The following is a 26,906-nucleotide window of genomic DNA, read 5'->3' on the forward strand; positions in this document are numbered from 1 at the left end:
TCATCTACTCCCTGGGGGTGCTATTCAATGCTCGAAAGAACATCATGCTTGGATTTCATTTTAATGCTCTGGCAGTTTCCGTATCACTGGATTTCAACAAGCTAGTTGCAAATCCAAAACAGAGCAACAAAATAAATTTTAGCCGAACAGCAACATGTATAAGTGTGTCTTTTTTTAATAAATATCAGTGAGCATTGCTCATGAGATTAGCAAACGGATAAATTCCGAATGTGCCAATGAGTCATAATAATGTTAATGGAAGGTAAAGATCAACAAAACCGCGGCATTTATTGGGCGTTTCGGCCCATTTTTACAAAAAAGTTCCCAAAAACACAAAAAAAACACCAACCATTGCTGGTTGGTGTTTATATTTTGCTCAAATATGTTATCGAGTTTTAGTTAGGGAGCCTAACTTAGAACGCGTATGACATGTTCAAGAATGCACGGCGACCCAATAACTCGTATTGAGAAGCAAACAACATGGTGTTACCTGCGGTATTAACAGCTGCAGGTGAACCTTGTGGTGGACGCTTATCGAACACGTTAGCTAAACCAAGTGTTACGTCTAAGCTATCACCAATCATGGTGTTTACTGACACTGAGTGCATAAAGTAGCGCGGTGCATCAGCTACGAATTCAACATCTTCACCACGGTAAGTAGTTAGGTTACCACGAGTGTATAAGTGGTAGTTAGATACCCGGTCTACGTACTGGATGTTCCAGTTGAAGCGCCAGTCATCACGAGTTAGCGTAGTGTTTAAAGTACCTGATTGTTTCGGGCTACCAACACGACCAACATATTGTGTTGGATCACTATCAGCGAACTGCTTGAAGTAACGCTCAACTGTAGAAGTGTGGTTCAAACGAACACGAACGTGACCGATTGGAGTTTCGCTCTGATAAGTAACCACGAAGTCAGCACCACGTACACGCTGTTCAGAAGTGTTCAAGTAACCACCACGAACCTCATCAACACCCCAGTCGAAGTTATTACCTTCAGTACCAGTACGGCGAGTGATTTGGTCACAGAATGGTTCGTTCTCAAAGCCATTCTCACTGAAGTAACAGTTGCTTAGTACTGCGCTACCCGCCACGTTCGAGATTTGACCACGAATAGTTACATCGTAGTAATCCACAGACGCTGCAAAGGTGTTTTCAGGGCTAGTATAAACTAAACCGATACCTTCAGATGTTGAAGTTTCTGCTTCCAACACACCTGCACCACCACCAGTGATAGTAGTCATTGAACCACCAACACCTGCGATGTAAGTTTCAGGTACGCCAGCTGCTTGACAGTTAGCTTGTAAGATTTCATTGGTTGATTCAATCCAGTTTACACACGGATCAACGTTTTGACCCAAGAAACCAGTTTGGCCTTCCAAGAACAATTCAAACAATGCAGGAGCACGGAACGAAGTACCACGAGATGCACGCATACGGAAACCGTTACCGATTGTCCAGTTCGCGCTCAACTTGTATGTATCACCGCTACCATAAGTGTTTACGTTGGTGTAACGCGCAGAAGCGGTTAAATCTAATGCTTCAACAAGGAACACGTCACGTACTAATGGCGCTTGAATTTCCGCATAAGCTGCAGTAGTGGTTGAACGACCTGCAGTGATACCTGCAGAGCTTAAGCCCCACGAGTTACCGTTGCGAGTATGGAAACCAGGAGTGTCCTGAATTTCGTCAGTTTGATAAGCAACACCAACAGCTGTCGCTAATGGACCCGCTGGTAAATCGAATACATCACCAGTGATGTAAGCATCTACGGTATCTTGCTTATAAACAGTTTTACCTTTGTCATGACCAAAGATGAAGTCAGCCTGCGCATCACCTACGTTCATGCCACTCAAGTGACCGTCAGTAAACCAGTTTAAATCTACACACTGCTTCTGAGAGTATTGAGTAACTTCGCCAGGACCACAATCACGTAAACCTAAAAGTGATTCGTGAGCCATGATCATAGAATCGTTATAGATGATTTCTTGTGCGTATTCACCACGGTTCAATGAACGCTGCCAAGAAACATCCCAGTTCCAGTAACCAAGAGCACCTTCAAGGCCAAGTACGAAACGGCTGTAATCTACAGTTGTTTCGCTGCTGTAGTGATCGGTTAACGCTACTGGCATTACGCCAAGTGCAGGGTTAGATGCTTCCCAACCTGGTAAAGTGTTCACCGGAATGTATGAAGCCAAACCTGGGTTTGATGTCCAGAACTGACGTACTGAATCAATTTCAGTAGTACGTTGGCTGTGCATTAACTCAGCGTATGCAGAAACATTGTTGGTTAGATCGTAATCAGCTTGCTGATAGATTGACCAAACTGTAGTTTTTGGAATCATGGTACGGTTTTTATGCAACTCAGAAGTGTTGTCAAACCAACCATCAGTTTCCTTGGTGTGACCAGCCCAATACCAGCCATCTGGAGCTTGCGCTAGCAGAGGGTTGCCGTATTCGTCTGGCGATGCAGCATTCGGGAAACCGAAGCCATCACGGTCAAACTGGAAACGGCCGCCGTTGTTAACCCACAAGCCGAAGCCTGAATCGTTACAATGGTAATCGCCGGTGCGCGGATCGATTGGATCTGCACGCTCACCAGATTCTGGATCAAAGAAATAACGTGTAGGACAACCGAAGTGATCCCGATCGCCACGCTTCAAGCCAGTGTTTAAGTTATAGTCGGCAACAATACGGTATGAACCACGGTCAAATGTAGTTCCGTAAGTACCATTTACACGGAAAGTTTCGCCACCTGATTCGAAAGGTTGGCTAGCAGAAACGTTGATGTTTTTATCATCACCACGTTTAGTGATGATGTTAATTACACCGGCTACCGCGTCAGAACCATATAGAGAAGATGCACCATCTTTCAAGATTTCAACACGTTCAATTGCAGAGATAGGTAATGAGTTCATATCGAACGCAGAAACCTGACCACGAGTACCAGCAGGACCGGCACGACGGCCGTTCAATAATACTAGGGTACGGCTTGAACCTAAACCACGCATTGAAATTGATTCTGCACCTGCACCACCTGAGGTTACGAAACCTACAGAGTATGCAGAGATAAGCTGATCTGAACCTGATGCGATAGTAGAGGTACGCAACAGTTCACCCAGTGTATTCAAGCCTTGCTCACTAGCAATCTCAGTGCTGATGATATCGATTGGCGTAGCGCTATCGAGGCCGTCGGTACGGATACGTGAACCAACTACTTGAATTCGCTCAGGGCGTTCGCTTTGAGCTTCTTCTTCTTCGTCGTTCTCTTCTTGGGCGTTTACACCACCCGCAAATGCCAACGATGACGCAGCACCGAATGCTAACGCCAAGCGGATCGATTTGCTTAGTTTGCTGTTTGTATACATGTAGAGCTCTCCCTGGATCACTCTTAGTGACTTTAGATTTATTATTATGTGGCTCTTTTGGGCTACCATCGTTCCCATTTAATCAGGGTAAGGGAAAACCCCTACCCTAAGCTCCTCAAGAATAAATCGAAACAAAACATAAAATCAACGTATTTGTTAAAATATATTAACATTAATTACGCAATTGATTTCGGTTCCGACTTCGGACCTACTCTAAATAGACACGCCAGTGCAGGAATCAGAATTAAAGCACCGAGCATATTCCATATAAACATAAATGTGAGCAACAAGCCCATATCCGCCTGAAACTTGATAGGCGACCAAATCCAAGTTGCTACACCGATTGCTAACGTTAAGCCCGTAAAGCCAACCGCTTTACCTGTTTTCGAAAGCGCAAACAAGTAGCTTTCCGCTAAGCTTTCCCCTTTATTCAGGGCTTCCCGCATTTTGCTGTAGATGTAAATACCGTAATCAACCCCGATACCGACACCAAGTGCAATCACCGGCAATGTAGCCACTTTTACGCCTATACCTAACATAGACATCAACGCTTGACTCATGATCGTGGTGAACATCAACGGTAATACAATGCAGAGCACTGTGCGGATACTACGGAAGGTAATAAAGCAGAGCACAATCACAACACCGTAAACCCATACCAACATGCGGAACTGCGCGTCGTCGATAACCTTATTGGTTGCCGCTTCAATGCCCGAGTTACCGGCCGCTAATAAGAAGTTAACCGAATCAGTTGGGTAATCAGCAGAAAAGTTGCGAACTTCATCGGCAACCCGGTTTAACGTATCAGCTTTGTGATCATTCAAATAAATGATGATCGGCGCCATGCTGCAATCGTTGTTAATTAAGCCACTTGGTGCTTGCGAGATAGATGCGTTAATAATGAAGTTATCACGGTTAACACTCGACCATTTCAAATTACCTTCGTTGGTACCTGCCATACCAAGCTTAGAAACATATACGATAGAACGAACCGCTTGCACGCCCGGAACATTTTCCATGTGCCATTGGAAGCGGTCGATAAGCGCTAAGTTTTCATAAGCGATACATTCACCTGGTGCCGTTTCCGCCATAACAACGAAAATATCAGTACTGGCACTGTAATTAGCAACTTGAAATGCGTTATCTAAGTTGTAGCGTGAATCGGCACGCAATTCAGGTGCCCCACTATCTAAATCGCCTATTTGCAAGTTTTGCGCCTGGTAGATACCCCAAACACTCATAATAACGGCTATACTTACTGCACCAATAGCCCACTTTCTTTGTGTGAAGCGGTCAAACAGTTGGAACATCGGGTGTTCTTCACCTTGTACCTTCTTCATGTACGCCACGCCACCTTTGCTCACCCCCAAGTAGGACGTAAGAATTGGCAATAGGCCAAGGTTGGTGAGTACGATAACGGCCACACCGATACTCGCAGCAATCGCCAGTTCTTTGATCACCGCGATATCAATAACCATTAATGTAGTGAAACCAACCGCATCGGACACGAGTGCGGTTAAGCCAGCGATATACAAGCCGCGGAATGCTAAGCGAGAAGCATCAAGCTTGCTAGCACCATCAGCATGGTTGGCAACTACTGCATTGATTATTTGCACACCATGGCTCACACCAATGGCAAACACTAGGAATGGCACTAACATTGAGTACGGGTTTATACCGCTACCAATCAGCTTGATAATACCCAGCTGCCAGATAACCGCAATTACCGAGCACAGTAACACTACTGCGGAACTCCGTACGCAACGGCTATACCAAAATAACATGCCAAAGGTGATAACCATGGCAATAATAAAAAACACACCAACGAGCAGCGCACCATCAATGAGGTCACCTACAACCTTGGCAAAACCGACAATTTGAATATTGATATTTTCCGATTCAAACTGGCTGCGAATCTCACTTTCCAAACGCTGTGAAAACTCATGGTAATCGAGTGCTTCGCCAGTTTCCGGATCGATTTCATTTAACGGCACATAAATAAGTGCAGAGCGGAAATTATTCGCCACCAAATCGCCAACTGTGCCAGAACGCAGTATGTTTTGCCGAAGTTGCGCTAACGATTCCTCAGTGCCATCGTAGTTTTGTGGAATAACTGGACCACCCACAAAGCCATCTTCAGTCACTTCCGACCAACGCACGTTCGGTGTCCAAATAGAGCGCATACCTGAGCGGTTAACACCATTCAAAAACGAAATTTCATCGGTTACTTGACGAAGTAAATCTTGGTACTCCGGATCAAAAATATCACCCTCTGTAGTTTCTACAGAAACGCGGATTGCGTTCCCCATAGCCGAGAGATCATCACCATATTTAAAATAGTTCTGCACAAACTCATGGTTTGCCGGAATCATTTTCTGCAAGCTGGCATCTGGCCGCACTTGTGCCGCGTGATAAAGTAGAAAAGCGGTAAGTGCTGCGAATACCAAAACCCAAAACATGCGGTAACGAAACAGCATATTTTCGGCGAACGAAGCTTTACCATGCGCTTCCGCATTCATTGCGTTTGCTTTATTTAAATCTTGCATGTGTATTCTATCCCCTTATTGGCTTGCGGCAGGTAGCGCAAAAGTTTGCAGACCTGCACGGCCCAATAAAATCACTTCGTTCCCAATTCCTTGCTGAATATCGCTAATTGGCGAGCCAGAAGGATGGCTGAAAATATCAATGTCCATAGTGTCGGGTTCAATGACCGCCATAACACCAGCGTGCCCCACTAACACGATACGCCCATCACTTAGCGCTAAACCGCCATTTAAGTTATAACGCGTATCAACATCAATCGCTTCAAAGCTGTAACCGTCTTCGGAAACAAATACGTTACCACGAAGCCCGTAAACCCATAAATTACCTGAATCATCAAACAAGGCGCCGAACAATGAGCCGTGATAAGGCGAATCCAGCATTTCGAAGCTCGCCCCCATATCATCACTGCGAGCTAGCAGCCCTGCTTCACCAATCAGAATTAAACTTTGATCCGGGCCGGGTACAAGCTTATTAATGTGATAGCCAATAACGTTATCAATTGCGTCGTTTTCAACACGCCAAGTTTGCCCACCATCCGTTGTGCGGAGAATAGTTCCGTACGCGCCTACAGCCAAACCTACTTCACGATTAAAAAAATGAACATCTAAAAACGGTTTGGTTGGACCCACTTCATATTGAATCTCAGCGCCACCCATTTGAAATGATAATTCATCGAGTGCGTACTCAAGTTCCTCTGCCTCGTAATCATCTTCTGCGTTTTCAATTGCGGCAATCAGCTCTTCTTCTTTTTGTTGCAGCCACGCGTACTCTAATTCCAATAATTGATGACCATCCATCATCATCGACCACTCTTGGCCACCATCTGTACTGCGTAAAAGAGCACCTTGATGGCCAGCTGCCCACATATATTGTTCATCAACTACCGATACGGAGGTGAGCAAAACACTTGTTGGAACGTTGCTTTGTTGCCACTCTGTGTTGTTGGAACCCGTTAAAATAGTGCCATAATCACCTACCACAACGAATTTCTGACCAAATTTCTCAGCGCCCACAAGTAAACCTTGTGTCGCTCGAGGTGCGGTAGGTGAAGGTGTAAATAGCGGATCGTAGGTTTCGGCAACCACCGGTTGGCTCAGTACAGCCCCACTTAATAGGGCTGAAACCATACCTGCTAAAGCAATCCGTTTCATAATTTGGGTACTCCAGATGTCATCACAGATTCAATATTGATCTGATTAAAATTATTCTCGTACACGATTGTATAGTCTAACGGGCGTTTGAAAACCCCCGAATTGAAATTTTCTTGTATTTTATTTTGTTGAAAATTGGTGTAGCTTACATAACTAACCCCATCCGGATCGTTCCGGACTGGTGTTCCAATAATAAAGAACGCACAGGAACTTAAGGACAACGACAATGAAAAAAATCATGCTTACTGCTGGGGTCATGGCGCTATCGCTGGTCTCCGCTGGCGTCAACGCAGCAGTTTCAGAAGAAAATGCCGCACGTTTGGCGCAAGACTTGACTCCGTTAGGCGCTGAGCGTGCTGGAAACGCCGACGGTTCGATCCCAGAATGGACTGGTGGTTTATCCAAGCCAGGTGAAGATATTCATCGTCCGCAGAACCCATTTGCCGATGACGAGCCGCTTTACACTATTACCAGCGCAAACTTAGATGAACACCGGGAGCGTTTAAGCCCGGGGCAAATTGCCATGTTCGAGCGCTACGATACCTATAAAATGCATATTTACCAAACTCGGCGTACAGCTGCGTACCCGCAAGATATCTACGATATCGTAGAAGCGAACGCGAAAAACGCTCGTTTGGTAGAAGGTGGTAATGGCTTAGAAGGCTTCAGTGGTTATGTTCCGTTCCCTGTACCCAATGATGGCTTAGAGGTTATTTGGAACCACCTAACCCGCTACCGTGGCGGTGCGGTGCAACGTACCGTGGGTCAATTCCCTGTGCAAGCCAATGGTAACTACGAAATGGTTCGCCTGCGCGAGCAGCTTGTATGGCCAGAGCATTTACAAGGTGGTCGTGACGAACGTGCGGACGATAACGTTCTGTTCTACTTCTTACAAGAAGTACTAGCCCCTGCTCGTTTAACCGGTACGGTTTTATTAGTACACGATACTATTAACCAAGCGAAAGAAAGCCGCCGTGCATGGTTGTATAATGCAGGTCAACGTCGTGTTCGCCGCGCACCAAACGTAGCGTATGATGGCCCAGGTACTGCATCAGATGGCCTCCGTACTTCTGACGGCCTCGATATGTTCAACGGCGCGCCTGATAAGTACGACTGGAAACTTGTAGGTAAGAAAGAGATGTATATCCCTTACAATAACTACAAGCTTTTAGACGACAGCCTGAGCTACTCAGAAATTATTCAGCCTGGCCACTTGAACCAAGATCACGTGCGCTATGAGTTGCACCGTGTATGGGTTGTAGAAGCGTCAGTTAAAGACGGTGAGCGCCATATTTATGCTCAGCGGAACTTCTTTATCGATGAAGATACTTGGACAGCGTCTGTTATCGACCATTACGATGGCCGTGGTGAATTATGGCGTGTTGGTGAAGCCTATAACGTACAGTATTATGGCAACGATGTGCCGTGGATGGCTGCTGAAGCGCTTTACGACCTAAACAATGGCCGTTACCTAGTATTAGGCTTAGCGAACGAAGAAGGCGATTTCATGGATTTTGAAATCCAACCGAGCCGCCAAGATTTCACACAGCAGGCTCTACGCCGCATGGGTATTCGTTAATTCAAGAATCTTGAGTTAATGTGAAATCCAATAATAAAAGGCTGAGTTGAAAAACTCAGCCTTTTTTAATACTTACGTTTACAGAACGTGTGGAAAGGTTATTTTGCCATAAAGCGCGTAATCAAACTGGATGTATCGTAACGGCTGCCACCATTTTCCTGAACGTCTGCATAAAATTGATCAATAAGTGCGGTAACCGGTAGCCGAGAGCCATTCTTATTCGCCTCACGCAAGGCGATCTGCAAATCTTTGCGCATCCAATCAACGGCAAAGCCAAAATCGAACTCACCTTCCCACATAGTTTTAGAGCGATTCTCCATTTGCCAACTACCCGCTGAACCTTTGCTAATCGCCGCAACAAGCTTTTCTTGATCTAACCCTGCGTTTTTAGCGAATTGCAAACCTTCTGCTAAGCCTTGCACTACGCCAGCTATGCAGATTTGATTTACCATTTTAGCAAGCTGCCCAGAACCTACCGGCCCTTGCAAGCCAACATGGCGGGAATAGGTTTCTAACATCGCAGAAATTTGTAGCAAATCACTTGCTTCTCCACCTACCATAACAGTGAGCTGGCCGTTATCCGCACCCGCTTGGCCGCCTGATACTGGCGCATCTAAAAACGCAACGCCCTGCTTGCCAGCGGCTTCGCCAAGCTCTCGAGCTAATTCAGCTGATGCCGTTGTGTGATCAACTAAGATAGCCTTAGCCGACATCCCCGCAAGAACGCCCGTATCACCATATACAACGCTGCGCACATCATCATCGTTACCAACACACACAAATACTACTTCGGCGCCACTAGCTGCCTTTGCGGGCGTTTCCGCTGTACGGCCCGAATATTCTTCTTGCCATTTCTGAGCTTTCGCGAAAGTGCGGTTATAAACACACACATCATAGCCTGCTTTTTGTAAATGCCCGGCCATGGGGTAGCCCATTACACCAAGCCCAATAAATGCTACTGAAGTTGTCATGTTCTATCCTTTCTTAATAACAAGTGTTGATATCGGCCTAACTGCCGATATGGATTTTTATTTCGATACTGAAGCTCGAGCGCAAGCAACTGCTCAGCGTTATGATCAGGTTTGCGCATGTAATCATGAAAACAGCGAACGCCGGAGTGTGTCACTAAGGTTACCGGAAACTGGCCTAAGCGGGCCAGTATACTCTCGGGTTTAAGTGGATTATTGGGGCTGAAACGCACCTTTTTCTTAACTTGTAACCCCGCATTCACGTAATCAAAGTTACCGTAAATCATATTCGCCATGCGCTTTGCATCAACGTTATAGAACATTAATGAAAGCCATCCTCCTGGTTTCAGGCGGTCGATTAACGGGCTTAATGCGGCGTAAGGATCTGCTAACCACTCTAAAACGGCATGGCACAGCACTACATCAAACTGCTCATCGCCCACAACATCCGTTAAGTTCTGTAAGCTGGATTGAAAGTAGCGATAATGTTCAACAATACCTTGTTTACGGTGTTCCTTTTCTGCGCTGGCTACCATCTCCGCAGCAATGTCAGTATGAGTAACCTGATAACCCGCCTTCGCAAAACGGCCGTTGATCTGCCCTAAACCACCACCAATATCGATACAGGTAGGTACGTTTGTATTCAAAGTAAGGCTGGGTTGCCAAAGAAAAGCTAGATCAGCGGAAAGCACAGCCTCTCGTATCTGGCCTTTTTCGGTTTGATAAATATTTTTATCAAAGCGTTTTACATCAGTGCCAAATGCGCGATCAACCATGAATTCTCTCATTTTTTCCGTTTCAGAGGCGTATAAGCGCAAATAAGTTGCGCATCTAATAATATGAATAGTTACGCAGGATTATCAATATCGATAAAGCTTACGTTAAGGCCAAACTCAGCTGCAAGTTTCTCGCCTAGGGCTTTCACACCATATCGCTCTGTTGCATGATGCCCCGCAGCGTAAAATTGAATACCACACTCACGGGCTACATGAATCGTTTGCTCGGAAACTTCACCGGTAATAAAGGCATCCGCACCTGCAGCCAAAGCTTGCTCAATAAAGCCCTGGCCGCCGCCCGTGCATACCGCAACGCGTGTAATGGGTTGTTCGAACAGCACAGAAGCAACCAACTGCCGGCCAAGTAATTGTTCAAGTTTTCGGGCTAGTTCCAAACCAGATAACGCTTGTGGCAACCGCCCAACCTGCAAAATACCTGATGGCGCAACGTTAGGCACGGGTTCGATTTGGTTGGCGCCTAGTAAGGTAAGAAGCTGGGCATTATTGCCAAACTCTGGATGAATATCCAAGGGAAGATGATAAGCCACAAGATTTATGTTTGCCTTTAATAGTGCGCCTAAACGTTTCCGCTTCATGCCAACAACAGGCTCCGCCTCCCCTTTCCAGAAATAGCCGTGGTGAACCAATAATGTATCCGCCCCACGTGCGATCGCCGCATCAACAAGCGCTTGGCTAGCAGTTACGCCCGTTACCACACTATTAACCTGTTCGTTGCCTTCAACTTGCAAACCGTTCGGACAATAATCTTGAACGTTTTCTGGTTGTAACCAGTTATTGAGTTGATTTACCAAATCATTGCGCTGCATATATTAGACACTCACGTTAAAAATAGGTATAAAAAGGGAGCACGATATTATCTTAACACAAAGGGAATAGACGATGAGCAAACTTGATAAAGAACAGGTGCTTGCCGATTTTAGCGCGGCTTATAAAAAAGCTCACGGGAAAGCGCCTAAAGTTGAAGACAATAATGGCTGGTATAGCATCAACGGCGATAAGAATATTCGTTTAGCGGATGTCGCTGAACTTACTGCTGAGTTATCTGGAAAGCCTGCTGCAAAAGCGAGCGCAAAGAAAGAAACTGGCAAAAAGGCAGCGGCCGCTAAAAAAGATACTGCGAAAGATAAAACGAAAGGTGCGGCGAAAAGCACAGCCAAAAGTGCGGCCAAAAACTCGGTAAAAGATAAACCGAAAAAAGCGGCTCCGAAGAAAACAGCAGCGAAAAAGAGTACCGCTAAGAAATCAGCTACGAAGAAACAAAACAGTAGCGGTGGCTTAACTGCGAAGGAACAATGGAAACAGCACTTGGAAGAAAGCAACGATGCTCGCCTTCCGCGTGGAATGCAGTAGCAGCCGAAAGCTGCTACTCATGCTTTCTTATTTCTTTTCCATGTAAATGGTAATTTCACCTACACGAAATCCGAACTTCCGCATTTCAGTGCGGTTCACTAGACGATCTTCGTCGAGCAAATACATCCAGTCGTCTAGTGTTACGGATATCGTATCATCGCGGAATGGCACTTCTAACTGGTATACCCAATGCAATGCGTTTCCAGCCGTTGTGCCTTTCGCCACACCTACTACATCGCCAGCAGTACCTTCGTAACTGTTTGCACCGGTTTTGGTGATACGCCACACTCTCGTTTGCTCACGGCCATCATCCCAGTAGAACACCTCATCAAGTTCACCTTGATTCCCTTCCCAAGTACCGACGATATCGGCGCGAAAGCGCTGAGTTACTTTTCCAGAACGATCTTGCACCATTCCATAAGCCACAATATCGCCAACAAAATATTCATCTAAATGAAGCTTGGGTGTATCGGCTTGGTAGTCCTCAATCTTTGCCGAGCATCCGGTTAAGAAAAGAACAATACTTGTAACCAATATAAATGCGCGCATTACTTAACTCCTACTAACTCATCACGGCTACCGCGATATCGAGCATCTTCTGATAACCAAATCGCTAAAAATTGATCTGCAAATTCAGAGCTTTCAATAACCCCTAGTTCGCCATCAGTTCCATAAAATGTAATACCGCTATCGGGCGTTTTATGCGCCACAATGCAATCGCCCGAGCTCACATCAGGCCACATCGATTCTAAAGTTTGAATCCACTCGCGAGATTGCTCGTTTTGCTGATATCCCATTCGCTCCCACTCATCCTGTGTTTGCTCGGCCAATTTGCTAGCACTGAAATCCCGCGCATATTCGAGCTTAAGCAGAAACTCATTTGCATCTGAATAACTGCCGTTATCTGAATATAGTTCAGCGTCATAAATCCGAAACAGCATTACCCGCAAGCGGGTTTCGCCTACCTTTTCCAATGCCTTCCCACTGGCAGCATCATCGCCGGAAATAACTGAGCTTCCACAACTACTTGCATACGCTGAAGAGCTCACCGTTGCCCATCCCAATGTTGTTAAGCAAAGAGATAGTGAAATCGCTAATACCTTGTTACTAACCATGGTGTTTATCCTTATGTTGCGTATCCGATTCCTCTGGAACCACAGGTGGTAATGGCGTTACTAACTTAGCCACGAGTACCATCAAAAGCCCCCACATGAGTGCGTATACAGCCACTGCATATGGGAAGCCGATAAGTATTTCAGCCGCATCGATACGCGTACCTGCAAAATATGTGATCGGCCCGAAAATAGCGCCAAATAAGGCACCTAGCAATGCTTTACCACGCAGCCAATCAAAAACAATCAACGCCATGCCAGTAAAACCAACCCAAAGCAGGATCAACCATGGCGGAAGCCAATTGGTGCCGGTGAAGGAAATTACCCCTGTATATACCGTGAGAAATTCTGCGAGTAAGCCAGCAAATAGTAAAATTAAGAACGCAAACCGCCGCTGCCAAAGGAGCTTCGGCGTTGCTGCAAACATAAGCAAGATAAGTAAGCCCGTCAGCCAAATCCATTGTTCTCGACCTAGCACAGCGCTTAGCCAAACAAAATCAAAGATCACAAAACCCGCTAAACGCGGATTTCGGTGTAGATTTAATATTTGCTGTTTTAATTTATGCCAAATTTGCATTTTTCGTGGCCTTCATCTGCACTGCGCTAATACTCCGTTGGTTAAAACCGCCTTCGCAGTAGCACAGGTAGTAATTCCACATCCGATAAAACCGATCATCGTAGTTAAATTCTTGTAATTCCTGAAAACGACGATTAAATCGGGTGCGCCAATCCGCTAACGTGTGCGCATAATCTAAACCGATATCACTCAGCTCTCGAACTACCATGTCGGTGTTTTTCCGAAACATCCGGCCAATGAGCTCTACCGAAGGTAAGTAACCACCCGGAAAGATATATTTCTGAATAAAATCAACATTGCGGTTGTAGCTATCTAAACGTTGATCAGCAATAGTAATGGCCTGCAGTACCATCGTACCGCCGGGTTTCAATAAGGCATTACATTTACGGAAGAATGTAGCCATATACTCAGCACCAACGGCCTCAATCATCTCTACGGAAACGAGCTTATCGTACTGTCCACGTAAATCGCGATAATCTTCTTTTAGAAGCGTAATCTTATCCTGTAAGCCTTTTTGCACCACCAAATCCTGAGCATATTTATACTGCTCTTCGGAAATCGTGGTTGTGGTTACCTTACAACCATAGTTTTCTGCGGCGTATATCGCTAACCCACCCCAGCCCGTACCAATCTCTATCAAGTGGTCAGCTTCATTCAATGCCAGCATCTCACAAAGCCGACGTAGCTTTTCCTCTTGTGCTTCATCAAGTGAAGCATTTGCATGAGGATAAACAGCACTAGAATACTGCATGCGTTCATCGAGAAACCGGGTGTATAGCTCGTTACCTAAATCGTAGTGCGAAGCAATATTTTCTTTCGCCCGAGTTTTGCTGTTTCGCCGACGAAAGTGAGAAAGCATTTGTAGTGGCCACGAAATCCAGCCCAAACGCTTGTTAAGCTTATCCATAACACCCAAATTAGCGGCAAATAATTCAATTACTTTGGTTAAATCGGGAGAACACCAATCTCCGGCAATAAACGCATCGCCCGCACCAATATCGCCATTGAAAACGAACTTCGAGTAGGTGCGCGGATGCAAAATCTCTATCCGGGCGCAGGGTTCAGCGCCCTCTTGGCCAAAACGGGCTACAACTTGCTTATCTTGCAGAAGAATTAGTTCGCCAAACTTAAGGTGATTTAGTACGCGAAACATAATTTTCTGCGCAAAGCGTTCCATCTTTGTCATGCTAATTTCAGATATCGCTACTGTATCTGTTGTCGTTCTCATGTATTCAACCCTGCTCGTTATCTGCCGCTATCTTTTTTATTCCCGGGATGACCGAAATACGGAACTCGTTTCGCAAATAGCTTTAAAGCTTGCCAATAAATTCCGGAAACAATTTTTAATGCCATCCACGGATGTTTTCTTAATACGCGCTTAATCTCACTCTGGTTCAATGCATATCGCGTTAATGTCATGCTGGCATCAAACACGCGCTGCTCGCGATGCGCTTCGATGTGCACCAAAAGTTTTGAATGCGTAAGCAATTGTGGCGCGGAAAGCCGCCAGTGGTAGCGCATTTCTAAAGGATTAAAGGGAGAAACATGAAATGCTTTATCATGATCTTGCGGATTTTCAACGTCCAATAAATAGTAGTGCCGTTCATTCCAAGGTGTGTTGCTTACCTCAGCAAGCATATGCGTAAACTCACCGTTGCTATTTTGGAGGTAATAGCAATTTATCGGGCTGAAGAATATCCCAAAATTACGAATATTCCCCAAAAAGAACACATTTCCCGAGAGCGGTTGTGCCGCTAGTTCACTCATTTTAGCCAGCACGGCCTCATTTAAGGGTTGTTCGGGATATTCCCGATGCTCATTTGGTAAGTAATTTTCGGCTCGAAATTGCAATGGTGCCCAACTGGGGCCCACAGAAAATAATCTACTTAAACCATTAGCGTTTTCTAAATCACTTAAATCAAGCCACCACTGCATCAGTTGGTAATTAAAACGATGCTCTTTCGGTGTGAACCGTCGGTGCCGAACATTCCCATAATACACCGCATGCCGCGAATGCTTTGTACCTGTTAACGACGTGTCAGATATGTGCTGATTATCCATGAATACTAGCCTTGATACCGCGAATCATGCTCCGGGCGCGCCACACCAAATCGCTCTGCCACATCTACTGCACTACGAACACCATCTTCATGAAAGCCGCTGTACCAATAGGCCCCACAGAAGTGTGTTCGGTTCTTACCACAGATCTCATTACGCCGAGCTCGCTGTTTAAAGGAATCAACACTGTATACCGGATGAGCGTAGCTGAAGCGGCGTAAAATCTTTGCTTCGTTAAGCGCTGCTGTGTTATTCAACGTTACGCAAAACGTTGCGGGTGCGTCGGTTAAACCCTGTAAAATATTCATATTGTAGGTAACCGTAGCCGGCTTGATCAAACCGCCCTGTTGTAAGTCTGGCAAAAGATAGTTCCAGCTCGCCCAGGCCGCTTTGCGTTTCGGTAATTGATTGGTATCCGTGTGCAATACAACATCATTCTCTTGATAAGGAATCCCCCCAAGAATAGCAATTTCACGCTCAGTTGGTTCGGCTAGCAACGCTAAAGCCTGATCACTATGGCAAGCCAAAATAACCTCATCAAAGCGCTCTATACGGCCATCCGCAAAGGCGATATCTACGCCATCCGCATCACGGCGAACGCTAATCACATTGGCATTTAAAACAATACGTTCAGCAAAGGCTTGCGTTAGCGCTGGGATATAATTTCTAGAGCCACCTTTGATAACATGCCACTGCGGCCGGTTAGCAACATCAAGTAAGCCATGATTTAAGAAAAAGCGTAAGAAAAAGCTAAGCGGGAATGCCGATGATTCTTTTAAACTCGCCGACCAAATAGCCGCGCACATCGGATAGAGATAGTTTGTTGAGAACTCATTGCTTAAATTGAGTTCCTGCACGAACTCAGCAAGCGTAAGGTTAGCGAGTTCGCTTTCACTTCGTTCGTTCAGAGCTTGCTTTGCTGCCTTATTGAATTTCACGATATCAAACAGCATTTTGTAGAACTTCGGCCGCAAATAATTTCGCTTTTGCGCAAACATAGTAGCCAACGTATGGCCATTATATTCCAAACCCGTTTCCGGGTTTTGCACACTGAAACTCATTTGCGTATCTTGCCAAGCCACGCCGTGCTTACGCAGTAAAGCGCGAAAGTTTGGGTAAGTTCTATCGTTAAATACGATAAACCCGGTATCAATAGCGTACGCTTTGCCCTCGACTTCAACATCTACTGTGGCAGTGTGTCCGCCAATGTAATTATTTTTTTCAAACACCCACACTTCGTGGTTTTGGCTCAATAAATTTGCGGCGGTAATCCCCGCAATACCCGAGCCAATAACTGCAATTTTCATTTATTATCCTTTGCCGCGGATTTCCGCAAAATTATTACGATTGTTTCATACGCTTCGAAAGCGCAATTTGCACTCGATACGGTAAGCGTTGAAGAAACGCTAAAATGAAACCAAATATACGCGGAAATGCAATATGCGGTTTACCCTTATCTATACCTTTTTTAATTGCAGCCGAAGCCTGCTCTACCGTAACCCGCATTGGCATTTCAAAATCATTGGCATCCGTCATTGGGGTTTTTACAAAGCCCGGAGATACGGTAATTACCTGAATGCCCTCTTTTATTAGATCGGTACGTAACGAGCCCGCGAAGTAGTGAATAGCCGCCTTACTTGCGCCATAAGCTTCGGCGCGCGTAAATTGAAACATTCGCGCCATACTATCCACTACAACTAACTTGCTACCTCGCTTCATTCTGGGCAATACACCGGCGATAGAATTCACCACGCCAAAGAAATTCGCGGCGAATACACGATCTACCAATTCCGGTTCAAAGTGCTTGGCATCATCGATATATTCACAAACCCCAGCACTAAGAATGACACAATCAAGGTTGTTCTGTTCTTGGCACGCTTGCAGGGCCTCAAGGGTTTGCTCGCGGTCAGTAACATCAAATATACACGTGCTAAGATGCTCATCAGCTTTTGCTTCAGCAGCTAAAGAATCAAGCTTATCTTGGCTTCTACCGCATGCAATAACATGATGGCCGTCCGCTAAATAATCCAATACCAATTGTTTACCAATACCTGATGTAGCGCCTGTAATTAGAATATTCATTGTTTGCCTCTAAAAATCTGATAATCACGGGTGAAAGTAAGTCGAACAAGCCAAGGCTTAGTCAAATGATTCAAGCCGTTGCCGAACCTTATTCACCAAATAACCAATCACGGGAACATGTTCATACACCATCGCGCCCACATCATAATAATCTACGTGGTGGCGTACCGAATTCTCATCATCAGCAAATTCCAGATGCGTACAGCCGGGCACTACGATTTCGCGTCCACCCGCAAGTTTTTCATGTTGCAATCGCATCTGCCAGGTAAGAAATGCTCTCTCGCGGTTCACCACCTGAGTATCAAACGCAAAGTGGCATGACGTGGCATTGGCGATACCGTGATTAAAATATCGTTGCAAATCATCGATCCCATTTACTTGCAGAATCGGGTCGCGAAAACTAATTTCAGCATGGTAAATTGAGTCAGCTTTAGCCACCGAATCTTTGTTAAAGTCGCTATACATGGCTTGCAAATCGGCAACTAATTCTTCTCGGTCGTCTTGCGTTAGATCCGTCATAATTCACCGCCTAATATTTTTGTGTGTTGCGCTTTATTCGCTTGTGTTTTTCACTTGCTTAAAGGTACTTATAAAGGTTTCTCGAGCGTGCTTATGATCAACGATAGGCTTCGGATAGCGCGTTTGATCTTCCTCATTACTGTTAAACATTCCCTGCTGTTGAACGCTTTGTTCAAGGTAGGCATGCGGGTTATGAATGTGCTTTTTTGGTACATCTTTAAGCTCTTTCACCCACTTACGAATATAATCACCGTCTGGGTCAAATTTCTCACTCTGGCTGGTAGGGTTAAATACTCTGAAATAAGGCGCGGCATCAGTGCCCGTGCCTGCGCTCCATTGCCAACCACCATTATTCGCTGGGAAACTGCCATCCACCAACCGCTGCATAAAGTATTGCTCACCCCACTGCCAATTGATATGCAGATCTTTTACTAAGAAGCTAGCCACTATCATACGCACGCGATTATGCATCCAGCCAGTTGTGTTTAACTGTCGCATTCCGGCATCAACAATCGGGAAGCCGGTACGCCCATTGCACCACGCAAGGAATTGTTTGGCATCGTTGCGCCACGGAAACGCCGCCTGTTCCGCTTGAAACGGTTCACCTTTAGCTAATCGCGGTTCATGGAACATTAAATGCTGATAAAACTCTCGCCATGCCAACTCCGATAACCATGTATAAGCGCCTTCACTCAACCCTTCCGGAAACTCAGGTGATGTTTTCTGCAACAGATGCGCAGCTACACGCGGTGAAAGTGCGCCGATCTCAAAGTAAGCCGACAGCGTTGAAGTGCCAGCAACAGCTGGAAAATCACGGTTACCTTTGTAATCGTCAACGAGTTCACGCACAAATGTTTGTGCTTTTTTCCGGATATTGGCTTCACCTACAGGCCAATCCTTGCTGTTTGCAAGTTCTGCCGAATCAGTATCAGGAATTCGCGATTCCCCCTTCGGTAGCGAAAGCTTCGCGTGTTCAAACTTTCCAACGCCTTCACGCGCGAGTTTATCGCGGCCATAAGGCGCCGCTACACCAGATTGGCGGAGGTGTTTTAACCATACTTTAAAAAAGGGCGTGAATACTTTGTAGTATTCACCCTTGCCATTCTTTATCTGCTCAGGTGGAACTAATAGATTGGAATCAAACTGATGCACAGTTGTTGTTCTTTCATTTTGTTTTTGCAGTAGTTCAATCACCTTGGCGTCACGGCAAACTTCATCCAGTGCGTACTCGCGATTAACATAAATATCTGTAATTTGGTGCTCATCGCAGTAAGCTTGCAGAAAAGGCCCACAATCAGAAAAGTAATCAAGTGCGGCAACCTCTAACGAACATCCCATTTCCGCAAGGTCGTCACCGAGCGCATTTAATTGGCGTTGATATAAATCCCACTTGATCCGCGACCAATGATGATCCGCATACTGACTTAGTGTAGGCGTTACCAAAAAACGAACGGCATCATGGTTCTCGCACGCTTGCAAAACCGCATCGTTATCCAGGAGCCGTAAATCTTGCCGAAACCATACCAAAGCCGTCATTTTAAACCTTCAAAATTATTTACATGTATCTACCAAATCAAATGCCGCCACACGTTTCTCTATAAGCCATACCGCAATCGCAGATCATCTGGATACGGATGAAAATACGATTGCGATTCTAAATATGGATCGGGAAACCGTTTTAAATAGTGGCTCATTAAAGTAAGCGGCGCCGCCAAGGGTTCTTCTCCATGGTGGTAGCGTAAAATGAGATCCGCGAGTTCTACTCGAGAACTCGAATCAATGTGCTGCTTAAAGTAACCCTGTACGTGCTGCAAAACATTCGTGTGATCTTTCCGGCTTGCTGGTTTCGATAAAGCCGTCATCAACCGTAAAATGTAGTAATCGAGAAATGCTTGCGTAACATCATCAAGCTCACCAAGCTCGCGGCCGAGCTCGCGATACACAGCTTGATTGTGCGCGAGTAACAAGAGCTTATGCCGCGCATGGAAGGTATATAAAATGCCTTTTGTCATGTTCTCGGTAAGTTGCTTCCACTCAGCGTATACATACAAACGCAGCACAAAATTCTCACGCAATAGCGGATCATTTAAACGCCCATCCTCTTCCATGGGCATCGCTGGGAACATCTCTTGCAACCGTTTAGCAAAGATTCCCATGCCCTGCTTAACATTCGCATTGGAATCTTCTTCATAAACACGCACCCGCTCCATGCCACAGCTCGGTGATTTAGCACACAGCACGTAACCTGATAATGTTGCGAGTTGCTCAGAACGAACATTCGCGAACTGCTCCAGCCGAGATGTTAAGTCCTCTCCCGTTTTTTGCACCACCGCGCGCGGATTCTCAACATCGCCAATCAGGCGAATCGTTGGCCGCGGAACCGACAATCCAACTCCCACTTCCGGACACAGCGGTAAATACTCAACATGTCGGCCAAGTTCATGCTGGCAAAAATCAGAAGCCTTGTGCCCACCATCGTATCTAACCTTTTGCCCAAGAAGACAAGCACTCACGCCCACGTATATCAATATCTTCTCCTTAAAAAACCGATCGTTGTATTGTCCATTAGATAACCAACACTAGAAGCTACCGAATACTGATGATAAAAAAATTATTTTCACTTAGATCCACATTCCCGCTTAAAACGTAACTGCTTTCATTAACCCGAAACTGGGTTGTAAACCGAATGACGACCAATGGGCTTTGATGCGATGTCTCAAAATGATGTAAAAAAAATAGGTTTGTTTCCGCTAACCGCCCACATTCTTCCGGGTGGACGGATGCAGTTGCGCGTTTTCGAACCTCGATACATGCGCCTCGTAAGAGAATCATTACGCAACCAACAAGGATTTGGATTATGCATGTTGAATCCAAATGGTGATTTAACCACAAACCAACATATTTATAGTGTTGGTACCCTTGTAAAGGTAATCGATTTCGAGAGTTTAGATGATGGTTATCTCGGTATTACCATTGTAGGCGAACAATTATTTGATATCCAAAGTATTGTTACCGAAAAAGATGGACTTAGAGTTGGTGAGGTGGTTTTACGAAATCCAGCGATAACCTCATCCGAGCACGGTGCAACCCCTAGCACCGATACGACCAATAATGGCGCTAGCACCACCACAACGATATCGGCAGATAATTCAGAAGCTGCAGCCGTGGCCAGTAGTGATGAATGTGAATTGAAACGCCGGTTACAGGAAGTTTTCGCGAACTACCCTGAGTTTGCCAGCCTCTACCCTGAACAAAATTTTGATGATGCAAATTGGGTATGTAATCGCTGGTTGGAAATTTTGCCGTTGCAGGCCGAAACCAAACAAGAGCTTTTAAACCAAGAAGATGCGCCACAGCTACAGGCGTTTTTACGCCAGCTATTTGAAGAAAATTCTAACGAAGATACAAACTATGCAAGCTAAAAAGTGGTAACGATCGAACAATTTTCATTCGCAACTGATCCAGTAGCAAATGTTTTCACGTAATTAATGCACTGATTGGTGAAAAATAACAAGAAGGCGTACAATAATATGCATGTCATGCCTAAGAATCGGGTAACGCGAGAGTACATGAACACTTCGCCAAGTAAGACCCAGGAAGTAACCACAGAATATCTCGGAAAATTATTAGCGGACGTTGCTAACACGCGTTCGCGCCGCGCATTTAGTGAGTTATTTAAACATTTTGCACCAAGACTTCAAGCTTTTGCTACACGGCAGTTCGGTAATGAGCAAACGGCAATGGATCTTGTTCAAGATACGATGACGAACGTTTGGCATAAAGCACACTTGTTTAGTCCAGAAAAAGGTTCGCCTACAACTTGGATTTTTACAATTGCGCGAAATATTCGATTCGATATCTTACGCAAGAATAAACATCGGCAAAACGACGTGAGCGCGGAAGATTTATGGCCGGTTCTTTCTGAGGAGATGAGTGATTCCTCGGAGGAAGATTTCGCATTGGATCAAAACATTCTGATGCAGGAAATTGGTGAATATTATCGTCAACTTCCCGATGCACAACGAATTGTGATAGAACAAATTTATGTTCAAGGTAAATCGCAACAGGAAGTATCTGACGAACTAGATATTCCGTTGGGAACGGTTAAATCGAGAACGCGTTTAGCCCTACAGAAACTAAAAGAGTTGATTACTGCACATGATTAAATTTCATCCTACTGAAGAGTTACTAGTTAAATATACGCAAGGTGAGCTTGATGCTTCGTTGTGTCTGGTAATCGGAACGCACATTGATATGTGTCCAGTATGTGCAAATACCGTGAAAGACATAGAAGAGCAAGTTGCTAAACGAGCCCTAAATAGTGGTTCTCGCTTTGCCAATACCGATATTGATAACATGCTTGAACAAATAATGAATTCGAGCGCGCCTGAGGCAATGCTTCGTGAGCCTGCACTGAAGGAAGTAATGCTTGAAGGCAAGCAGTTTAAGGTACCTCCATCGTTGGGGCGTTTAGGATCGCGTTTAGGGCCTTGGAGCAAGGTTCCTGGTTCAGTTTGGCGCGCGCCTGTCGATATTGAAGGGCAACACAACGTAAATCTGATATACATGGCTGCTGGCGCTTCTGTTCCTGAACATACGCACAGAGGTAGTGAAGCAACATTAGTATTGAATGGCTCATTCGCTGACGAGTTTGATAACTACGGTGATGGTGATTTTATCTATCTAGGTGATTCACACCGCCATAGCCCACAAACAGCGCAAGAAGATTGCCTTACGTTGGCGTGGCTAGATGCGCCGCTACAATTTACTTCAGGCATAGCTCGGCTGCTAAATCCCTTTAGTAGTTTATTCTTTCGCTAACGCTTCGATTTGATTAACGAACTAAATAAAAAGAGCTATTCATTTCTGAATAGCTCTTTTTTTATGCTTCACGTTGTATACCGGTTAACGACTTGCGGTAATTACTACTTATTCTTGTTCATCAATTGGTGTTGCGTCTTCTACCCGCGCTTTAAATTTTTGCCCAGGGCGGAAGGTAACTACTCGCCGTGCTGAAATTGGAATATCTTCGCCGGTTTTAGGGTTGCGCCCGGGCCGCTCAGATTTATCGCGAAGATCAAAGTTACCAAAACCAGAGATTTTTACTTGTTCACCACTTTCTAGAGCATGGCGAATTTCTTCAAAAAAAGTTTCTACTAATTCCTTTGCATCTTTGCGATTAATACCTACTTTTTCAAATAGATGCTCAGCAATTTCAGCTTTCGTTAGCGCCATATTAACTATCCCTCAAAACCGCGTTGAATTCATTTTGCAGTGCAGTTACTACTTCAGAAATTAACGTATTAACTTCTTGATCTTCTAGCGTTCGATCCGCTGCCTGCAGCGTTAATGCAATCGCCAAGCTCTTTTCTGAAGCCGGTAGATTATCACCAGTGTAGACGTCAAATAAGTTTAGTTCAACTAACTGATTTTCGCTAACTCTTCGAATAACTTCAAGAATCTCGCCAGCCGCTAAATTGCGATCAACCAAAACAGCGATATCGCGACGAATTGAAGGGTAACGCGATACAACACCAGCTACTGGAACCTTACGTTCCCGAATCGCTGCCAAATCAAGTTCGAATACAAAGGCGCGCCCTTTAATACCGAATAGCTTCTCGAATTGAGGGTGCAGTGCACCACAGAAACCAATTAAAGCACTACCGCGATATATTGCTGCGCTCTGCCCTGGGTGTAGCGCTGAATGGCTTGAGGCTACAAAACGGAACTCATTAAAGCGCCCAGAAGCCCTTAATAGGGTTTCAACGTGACCTTTAACATCATAAAAATCAACTGGTTTTACGCCATCTTGCCAATGTTCACCTTGCACAGTACCCAGCACTACACCGGCAATCATTGGCTCTTGACGAATCCCGTTCTCAGCATTTTCATCTGGCGTAAAACGCAACCCGGTTTCAAATAAACGCACATTCTGTTGCTGGCGTTTTTGGTTGTAGCCAGCAGCAGAGAGCAAACCTGGCCAAAGGCCCAAGCGCATCGACGACATCTCAATAGAAATAGGATGCGGTAGCGTTAGTGCAGCTGCTTCTGGATACAGTTGCGCTTGTTGTTTCGGGTCAACGAAGCTGTAGGTAACCGCTTCTTGATATCCAGCAGCGAGCATTACTTGTTGTAACGCTCTTACCGGCAGTTGCGCCTCTTCCTGGCGCTGCATTCTCAAAGGCGCAACCGGTGCTTTAACTGGAATATTGTTGTAACCGTATACCCGAGCTATTTCTTCAATCAAATCTTCTTCGATTGCAATATCAAAACGATATGTAGGCACGTTGACTTGCCAACCCTCGAGGCTCTTTTCAACCTTAAAACCTAAGCGTTGCAAAATAGCTTCAACGTCGTTTGCCGCTACTTCAATACCTAATAAACGTTGTAACCGTGAAGCCCGTAAACTAATTTCAGCTGCTTTCGGTAAATGTTGTTCGCTTACCGCTTCCACGATTGGACCGGCCTCACCGCCACATATTTCTAAAATCAACGCACTTGCACGTTCCATAGCTACGCGCTGCAGCTCAGGATCAACACCACGCTCATAACGATGAGAAGCATCAGTGTGTAAGCCAAACTTACGCGCTCGGCCCATAATGGCGTCAGGAGCAAAGAACGCGCTTTCTAAGAAGATATCTTTTGAATTTTCAGTAACACCGCTTGCTTCACCGCCAAATACACCCGCCATGGCTAACGCTTTACTTTCATCGGCAATAACCAATATATCTTCTGAAAGCGTGATTTCTTGGCCATCAAGTAAGGTTATTTTTTCCGCGTTGTTGGCCATACGAACATGAACATCACCCTCAATAGCTGCAAGATCGAATGCATGCATTGGGTGCCCTTGTTCAAGCAACACATAGTTTGTGATATCAACCACAGGATCAATAGAACGAATACCGCTTCTGCGTAAGCGCTCTTGCAACCATAATGGGCTAGCGGCCGTTACATCGACATTGCGAATAACGCGGCCTAAATAACGTGGGCAAGCCGCAGGTGCATCTAAATGAATAGCCCGCTCATCGCTAATGGTAACCGCCACGTTTTCAAATTCTGGTACGGTTACATCTAAGCGATTTAACACCCCTACTTCTCGTGCTAAGCCACGAATACCCAAGCAATCGGCACGGTTTGGGGTTAAATCAATTTCCATCGCAGTATCGTTCAAGCCCATCCAAGCACGGAAATCTTCACCAATAGGGGCGTCCGCTGGCAGCTCTAAAATACCATCATGTTCTTCGCTAAGTTCGAGCTCCGAAGCTGAACACAGCATGCCATGGCTCGGTTCACCACGGAGCTTGCTTTTCTTAATTTTAAAATCGCCAGGTAACACCGCACCTACCGTTGCTACAGCAACTTTGATACCGACACGGCAATTTGGCGCGCCACAAACGATGTCGAGTAGCTCTTCAGCACCAATATCAACTTTGGTTACGCGCAGTTTATCGGCATTCGGGTGTTGCCCACATTCTTTTACTTCGCCAACTACCACACCGTTAAAAATACCGGCTACAGGTTCAACGCCATCTACTTCTAAACCGGCCATGCTCAACTGTTCGGCGAGTTCTTCGGTGCTCAGTTGCGGATTAACCCACTCACGTAACCACTGTTCACTGATTTTCATAATACTTATTCCCTCGTAACCGTTTAGCTGAACTGCTTTAAGAAGCGCAAATCATTTTCAAAGAATGCCCGTAAATCGTTTACGCCATAACGAATCATGGTTAAACGCTCTACGCCCATACCAAATGCAAAACCAGTGTATTGCTCTGGGTCGATGCCAACTGAACGCAATACATTTGGATGCACCATGCCGCAACCTAAAACTTCTAACCAGTTACCGTCTTTACGGCGCACATCCACTTCTGCCGAAGGCTCTGTGAATGGGAAATACGAGGGGCGAAAACGAATTTCTAAATCTTCTTCAAAAAAGTGGTGAAGGAAATCATGCAAAATACCTTTCAGCTCAGTAAAACTCACGTTTTCATCGACCATTAGGCCTTCCACTTGGTGGAACATTGGCGTGTGCGTTTGATCGTAATCATTGCGGTAAACCCGGCCTGGAGAAATAATTCGTAATGGTGGCTCTTCATGCTCCATGGTACGAATCTGCACGCCTGATGTTTGCGTACGCAGCATTGTTTCTGGTGTGAAATAGAAGGTATCGTGATCTGCACGTGCCGGATGTTGCGCTGGAATATTGAGTGCATCAAAGTTATGGAATGCGTCTTCCACTTCAGGGCCTTCCTTCACAGAAAAGCCTAATTGACCAAAGTAATCTTCAATACGTTGAATAGTGCGCGTTACCGGATGTAACCCACCAAACTGCCCCATACGGCCGGCTAAGGTTACGTCAATGCGCTCTGCATCAAGGCGAGCATTCATCTCTGCATCTTTCAATTCATCACGGCGCGCGTTAAGAATATCCTGCAATTCTTGTTTGGCTTGATTAATTAACTGCCCTGCTTTCGGACGTTCTTCCGCGCTTAATTTACCTAGGCTTTTCAACTGCTCGGTTAAGCGGCCTTTTTTGCCCATAAATTCAACACGAACATCTTCTAGTTCATTCGGGCTCGTAGCCCCGGCAGCAGCAGCTTTGCCTGCTTGCAGAATCGCTTCTAAATCCATGATTTCCTCAAGTGCATTTTCGTCTTCTGGGTGCAGTTGACCCCAACGTGAACGCGCTTTCACCGTCATTAAATGCATAGCTGCATCCAACAAGGTCAGCGCTTGTCAGGATAATATTTTCGTTAGAAATAAGGCCGCATCATACCAGATTGAACACTATTCCTGCATAA

Annotated in this window: 24 protein-coding genes; 5 read left to right on the plus strand and 19 right to left on the minus strand. The window is 45.4% G+C overall.

Annotated features, from left to right (window positions below; translation table 11 throughout):
* Positions 1–413: 413 nt before the first annotated feature.
* The 3 genes from CWE13_RS01915 to CWE13_RS01925 form a co-directional block, all read right to left on the minus strand.
* Positions 414–3,368, minus strand: a complete 2,955-nt coding sequence (locus CWE13_RS01915) for a TonB-dependent receptor domain-containing protein (protein ID WP_126805644.1) — start codon at positions 3,366–3,368, stop codon at positions 414–416.
* 176 nt (positions 3,369–3,544) lie between these two features.
* Entirely contained in the window at positions 3,545–5,914 is a 2,370-nt protein-coding gene (locus CWE13_RS01920; protein ID WP_241973614.1) for an efflux RND transporter permease subunit, read from the minus strand.
* A 15-nt stretch (positions 5,915–5,929) separates the two neighbouring features.
* Positions 5,930–7,063 carry a WD40/YVTN/BNR-like repeat-containing protein gene (locus CWE13_RS01925; RefSeq protein WP_126805645.1) on the minus strand — a complete coding sequence of 378 codons (1,134 nt, stop codon included), beginning with the start codon at positions 7,061–7,063 and terminating at the stop codon, positions 5,930–5,932.
* A gap of 226 nt (positions 7,064–7,289) precedes the next feature.
* Between CWE13_RS01925 and CWE13_RS01930 the strand changes: the two genes are divergently transcribed.
* The gene (locus CWE13_RS01930; RefSeq protein WP_126805646.1) at positions 7,290–8,642 is read left to right on the plus strand and encodes a DUF1329 domain-containing protein; all 1,353 of its coding nucleotides are present in this window, start codon (positions 7,290–7,292) and stop codon (positions 8,640–8,642) included.
* A gap of 98 nt (positions 8,643–8,740) precedes the next feature.
* On the opposite strand, the gene CWE13_RS01935 is transcribed toward CWE13_RS01930, so the two are convergent.
* From CWE13_RS01935 to CWE13_RS01945, 3 genes are read right to left on the minus strand one after another with little or no spacing between them, the layout of a single operon-like run.
* Complete coding sequence (locus tag CWE13_RS01935; protein WP_126805647.1) at positions 8,741–9,613, minus strand: NAD(P)-dependent oxidoreductase; 873 nt, start codon at positions 9,611–9,613, stop codon at positions 8,741–8,743.
* Positions 9,610–10,398: a methyltransferase domain-containing protein gene (locus CWE13_RS01940; protein WP_126805648.1), complete on the minus strand. Its 789-nt coding sequence runs from the start codon at positions 10,396–10,398 to the stop codon at positions 9,610–9,612. The genes CWE13_RS01935 and CWE13_RS01940 overlap by 4 nt, the downstream gene beginning before the upstream one ends.
* Positions 10,399–10,457: 59 nt before the next feature.
* Positions 10,458–11,213: a Nif3-like dinuclear metal center hexameric protein gene (locus CWE13_RS01945; protein WP_126805649.1), complete on the minus strand. Its 756-nt coding sequence runs from the start codon at positions 11,211–11,213 to the stop codon at positions 10,458–10,460.
* 73 nt (positions 11,214–11,286) lie between these two features.
* Between CWE13_RS01945 and CWE13_RS01950 the strand changes: the two genes are divergently transcribed.
* A complete protein-coding gene (locus CWE13_RS01950) occupies positions 11,287–11,757 on the plus strand; it encodes a hypothetical protein (protein WP_126805650.1) in 471 nt (156 codons plus the stop codon).
* A gap of 27 nt (positions 11,758–11,784) precedes the next feature.
* Here CWE13_RS01950 and CWE13_RS01955 read toward each other — a convergent pair whose 3' ends face one another.
* The 10 genes from CWE13_RS01955 to CWE13_RS02000 are packed head-to-tail and all read right to left on the minus strand — an operon-like array spanning position 11,785 to position 20,633.
* Positions 11,785–12,306: a DUF3833 domain-containing protein gene (locus CWE13_RS01955; protein ID WP_126805651.1), complete on the minus strand. Its 522-nt coding sequence runs from the start codon at positions 12,304–12,306 to the stop codon at positions 11,785–11,787.
* The gene (locus CWE13_RS01960) at positions 12,306–12,872 is read right to left on the minus strand and encodes a chalcone isomerase family protein (RefSeq protein ID WP_126805652.1); all 567 of its coding nucleotides are present in this window, start codon (positions 12,870–12,872) and stop codon (positions 12,306–12,308) included. Before CWE13_RS01960 ends, CWE13_RS01955 begins: the two co-directional genes overlap by 1 nt.
* Complete coding sequence (locus CWE13_RS01965; protein WP_126805653.1) at positions 12,865–13,446, minus strand: DUF2878 domain-containing protein; 582 nt, start codon at positions 13,444–13,446, stop codon at positions 12,865–12,867. The genes CWE13_RS01960 and CWE13_RS01965 overlap by 8 nt, the downstream gene beginning before the upstream one ends.
* Positions 13,430–14,674, minus strand: coding sequence for an SAM-dependent methyltransferase (locus CWE13_RS01970; protein WP_126805654.1), 1,245 nt, complete (start codon positions 14,672–14,674; stop codon positions 13,430–13,432). Before CWE13_RS01970 ends, CWE13_RS01965 begins: the two co-directional genes overlap by 17 nt.
* A 17-nt stretch (positions 14,675–14,691) precedes the next feature.
* Positions 14,692–15,507 (minus strand): DUF1365 domain-containing protein, encoded by an 816-nt coding sequence (locus tag CWE13_RS01975; RefSeq protein WP_126805655.1) that lies wholly within the window; start codon positions 15,505–15,507, stop codon positions 14,692–14,694.
* 5 nt (positions 15,508–15,512) lie between these two features.
* Entirely contained in the window at positions 15,513–16,811 is a 1,299-nt protein-coding gene (locus CWE13_RS01980; protein WP_126805656.1) for an NAD(P)/FAD-dependent oxidoreductase, read from the minus strand.
* Positions 16,812–16,845: 34 nt separating this feature from the next.
* Complete coding sequence (locus CWE13_RS01985) at positions 16,846–17,586, minus strand: SDR family NAD(P)-dependent oxidoreductase (RefSeq protein ID WP_126805657.1); 741 nt, start codon at positions 17,584–17,586, stop codon at positions 16,846–16,848.
* A gap of 57 nt (positions 17,587–17,643) precedes the next feature.
* Positions 17,644–18,105 carry a nuclear transport factor 2 family protein gene (locus CWE13_RS01990; RefSeq protein WP_126805658.1) on the minus strand — a complete coding sequence of 154 codons (462 nt, stop codon included), beginning with the start codon at positions 18,103–18,105 and terminating at the stop codon, positions 17,644–17,646.
* 33 nt (positions 18,106–18,138) lie between these two features.
* Positions 18,139–19,641 carry a cryptochrome/photolyase family protein gene (locus CWE13_RS01995; protein ID WP_126805659.1) on the minus strand — a complete coding sequence of 501 codons (1,503 nt, stop codon included), beginning with the start codon at positions 19,639–19,641 and terminating at the stop codon, positions 18,139–18,141.
* Positions 19,642–19,700: 59 nt separating this feature from the next.
* Positions 19,701–20,633 (minus strand): YbgA family protein, encoded by a 933-nt coding sequence (locus CWE13_RS02000; RefSeq protein WP_126805660.1) that lies wholly within the window; start codon positions 20,631–20,633, stop codon positions 19,701–19,703.
* Positions 20,634–20,816: 183 nt separating this feature from the next.
* Between CWE13_RS02000 and CWE13_RS02005 the strand changes: the two genes are divergently transcribed.
* The 3 genes from CWE13_RS02005 (at position 20,817) to CWE13_RS02015 (ending at position 22,926) form a co-directional block, all read left to right on the plus strand.
* The gene (locus tag CWE13_RS02005; RefSeq protein WP_126805661.1) at positions 20,817–21,527 is read left to right on the plus strand and encodes an LON peptidase substrate-binding domain-containing protein; all 711 of its coding nucleotides are present in this window, start codon (positions 20,817–20,819) and stop codon (positions 21,525–21,527) included.
* Positions 21,528–21,635: 108 nt separating this feature from the next.
* Positions 21,636–22,271 (plus strand): sigma-70 family RNA polymerase sigma factor, encoded by a 636-nt coding sequence (locus CWE13_RS02010; RefSeq protein ID WP_126805662.1) that lies wholly within the window; start codon positions 21,636–21,638, stop codon positions 22,269–22,271.
* A complete protein-coding gene (locus CWE13_RS02015; protein WP_126805663.1) occupies positions 22,264–22,926 on the plus strand; it encodes a ChrR family anti-sigma-E factor in 663 nt (220 codons plus the stop codon). Before CWE13_RS02010 ends, CWE13_RS02015 begins: the two co-directional genes overlap by 8 nt.
* A 108-nt stretch (positions 22,927–23,034) precedes the next feature.
* On the opposite strand, the gene ihfA is transcribed toward CWE13_RS02015, so the two are convergent.
* Genes ihfA through pheS form a run of 3 tightly spaced genes read right to left on the minus strand, consistent with a single transcriptional unit; the run spans position 23,035 to position 26,736 of the window.
* The gene (gene ihfA, locus CWE13_RS02020) at positions 23,035–23,340 is read right to left on the minus strand and encodes an integration host factor subunit alpha (RefSeq protein WP_126805664.1); all 306 of its coding nucleotides are present in this window, start codon (positions 23,338–23,340) and stop codon (positions 23,035–23,037) included.
* A 1-nt stretch (position 23,341) separates the two neighbouring features.
* Positions 23,342–25,732, minus strand: coding sequence for a phenylalanine--tRNA ligase subunit beta (gene pheT / locus CWE13_RS02025; protein ID WP_126805665.1), 2,391 nt, complete (start codon positions 25,730–25,732; stop codon positions 23,342–23,344).
* A gap of 23 nt (positions 25,733–25,755) precedes the next feature.
* Positions 25,756–26,736, minus strand: a complete 981-nt coding sequence (gene pheS / locus CWE13_RS02030) for a phenylalanine--tRNA ligase subunit alpha (RefSeq protein WP_126806151.1) — start codon at positions 26,734–26,736, stop codon at positions 25,756–25,758.
* Positions 26,737–26,906 lie beyond the last annotated feature (170 nt).

The organism is Aliidiomarina shirensis, assembly GCF_003987345.1.
Classification (GTDB): domain Bacteria; phylum Pseudomonadota; class Gammaproteobacteria; order Enterobacterales; family Alteromonadaceae; genus Aliidiomarina; species Aliidiomarina shirensis.